This is a genomic window from Beijerinckia sp. L45 (assembly GCF_009765775.1).
Taxonomy (GTDB): domain Bacteria; phylum Pseudomonadota; class Alphaproteobacteria; order Rhizobiales; family Beijerinckiaceae; genus RH-AL1.
This window is the reverse complement of the sequence record NZ_LMUU01000246.1, coordinates 1-2823: the sequence shown is the minus strand read 5'-3', so window position 1 is coordinate 2823 and position 2823 is coordinate 1. Positions and strand designations below refer to the sequence as shown.

Annotated in this window: 2 protein-coding genes; both read right to left on the bottom strand. The window is 64.2% G+C overall.

Going from position 1 to position 2823, the window contains the following annotated elements:
• Window positions 1-1142 (bottom strand): nitrate/sulfonate/bicarbonate ABC transporter ATP-binding protein (locus tag GSQ79_RS25340; protein ID WP_246725585.1); only part of this gene is annotated, 1142 nt, incomplete at its 3' end.
• Between the two features lie 12 nt (window positions 1143-1154).
• The coding region (locus GSQ79_RS25335) for an ABC transporter permease subunit (protein WP_158811531.1) at window positions 1155-2823 on the bottom strand (1669 nt) is incomplete at its 5' end.

Sequence of the window (2823 nt, the reverse complement as noted above, 5' to 3'; positions counted from 1 at the left end):
CGCTCGTCCAGGACCATCTTGATCCGCGCCGCCAGCGGCACGTAGGCGAGCAGATGGTCGCCGAACAGTTTTTTACGCGCGTCGGTTTCCATGTCGGCGAAGCGGGTACCGGCCGCCGTCAGCGCGATTGCGCCGTCGGCGATCTCGGCGAGGCGCAGCAGCTGCAGCGTTTCGGCGATGGGGAAAAGATCGTCGATCTCCATCGCCAGGCTGTCAGCCAGCTCCGGCAGCGGCGCCTTGCCGTTGTAGGGCGAGGCGTGGATTTCTTCGATCATGCCGGCGATGGTGTTGGTGGAGAGCCGCGGCAGCGCCATGCCGAGACCGAGCCCGGGGAAGGCACCGTCGCGCGGCGTCGCTTCGACGGCGCGCTTGGTCATCAGCGCATAGATCTTGTCGACGAGCTGGCGGAATTCCGGATCGAGACGATTGCGCGGATGCTGCAGTGTGACGCGGATCTCCGCTGCGATGCGGCCGGGGTTAGACGACAGCACGATGATGCGATCGCACATTAGCACCGCCTCTTCGATGTTGTGCGTCACCATCAGGATCGACTTGATCGGCATGCGGCCTTCGACCCAGAGGTCGAGCAGGTCGGTGCGCAGCGTCTCGGCGGTCAGCACGTCGAGCGCCGAAAACGGTTCGTCCATCAGCAGGATTTTCGGATTCACAACCAACGCGCGGGCAAAACCGACGCGCTGGCGCATGCCGCCGGACAGCTCTTTTGGAAACGCCGATTCGAAGCCGTCGAGGCCGATGAGATCGATCGCCGCAAGCGCCCGTTTGCGCGCCTCCGCCTCCGGCACCTTTCGCGCGCGCAGGCCGATCTCGACGTTGGCGAGAACGGTGAGCCAGGGGAACAGAGCGAAGCTCTGGAAGACCATCGCAAGTCCGTCGACCGGCCCGGTGACCGGCTTGTCGTCGTAGGTCACCTTGCCTTCGGCCGGGAACGTGAGGCCAGCGACGATGCGCAGCAGCGAGGATTTCCCGCAGCCAGAGCGCCCAAGCAGGCCGACGATCTCGCCGGCCGTCAGCTTGAGCGAGACATGGTCGAGGACGGGCGGGCCTTCTTCGCCCGAGCCGGTCTTATAGTGCTGGCTCACGTCGTCGACTTCGAGCAGTGGCTTTTCGCGTTCCTGCAGCATGGCAGCGATTCCTTAGGAGAGACGCAGGCGCTTTTCGGCGATGCCGAACAGCGGGCGCCAGAGGCAGCGATTGAAGAGAATCACGAAGACCGACATGACGGCGACGCCGAGCACGATTTTCGGGAAATTCCCGTCCTTGGTGGCGATGGCGATATAGGATCCGATGCCGTGGGCCGTGACGGTGTCGTCGCCCCATTTCACGTATTCCGCGACGATCGCCGCGTTCCAAGAGCCGCCCGAAGCGGTCAGCGCGCCAGTGACGTAGTAGGGGAAGATGCCGGGCAGCATGACCTTCTTCCACCAGTCCAGGCCGGTGATCTTGAAGCTTGTCGCGGCCTCGCGGAGATCGCTGGGAAACGCCTGCGCGCCGGCGATGACGTTGAACAGGATGTACCACTGCGTGCCGAAGACGATGAGGAAGCTCAGCCAGATGTCCGGGTTGAGCGCGAAATGTAGAACCAGCACGACGGCGACGGGAAAGATCACGTTCGCGGGAAAGGCCGCGAGAAACTGCGCCAGCGGCTGAACTCTCGAAGCGATGCGCGGGCGTAGACCGATCCACACGCCGACCGGGACCCAGAACAAGCTCGCCAAGATGATGAGGATGATCACACGCGCCATGGTCAGCAGCGTCAGCACGACCGTCGTGCCGAGCTCGCCCCACGACAGGTCGTGGCTGACGAATTTGACGATCTGCCAGAACGCATAGGCCGTGATCAGGCCGACGACGGCATAGAAGATCACGTCGACGAGGCGGCTCCGCGACTCGTCGACCGGCGCCGCTTCGGCCGATCGGCCGGGCAACTGCATGCGGAGCAGGGCGAACCGGTTGAACAGCTTTGCCGGCAGGGTGACGAGCGGGCGCAGCCAGCGCGTCCGGGTGAACACGTCCATGACCCAGGAGCGCTCCTGTTCCTGGCTGGCGATCAGCTCGACGCGGAAGCGCGCGGAAAAGGCGACCAGCGGGCGAAACAGCAGCTGGTCGTAGGCAAGGATGACGATCAGCACCATGACCACGGCGGCGAACACCGCGCCGATGTCCTTCTGGGTAATCGCCACATCGAGGTAGGAGCCGATACCCGGCAGCTTGATCGTGTTGTCGCCGACCGAGATCGCCTCCGACGCCACGACGAAGAACCAGCCGCCCGACATCGACATCATCGTGTTCCAGATCAGGCCGGGCATCGCGAACGGCGTCTCGAGCTGCCAGAATTTTTGCCACGGCGAGAGCTGGAAGCCGCGCGAGACCTCGACGAGATCGCCGGGCACGTTGCGCAGCGACTGGTAGAACGAGAAGGCCATGTTCCAGGCCTGGCTGGTGAAGATCGCGAAGACCGCCGCGCATTCCGCGCCGAGGATCGAGCCGGGAAAAAGGCCGAGGAAGAACGTTACGGTGAAGGAGAGGAAGCCGAGGATCGGCACCGACTGCAGCACGTCGAGCAGCGGAATCAGCACCTTCTCGGCGCGCCGGCTCTTCGCCGCGAGGGTCGCATAGGTGAAGGTGAAGACCAACGAGGCGAGGATCGCGGCGAACATCCGCAGCGTGGTGCGCAGCGCGTAATAGGGCAGGTACCAGACATCGAGCGAGATCGCCGTAGCTTGCGGCGCATCGATCTTCTGGGTGACGTCATGGCCGACACTGACTGCCGCGGCGAAGGCGCCCAAAATCAGGACCAGCGCG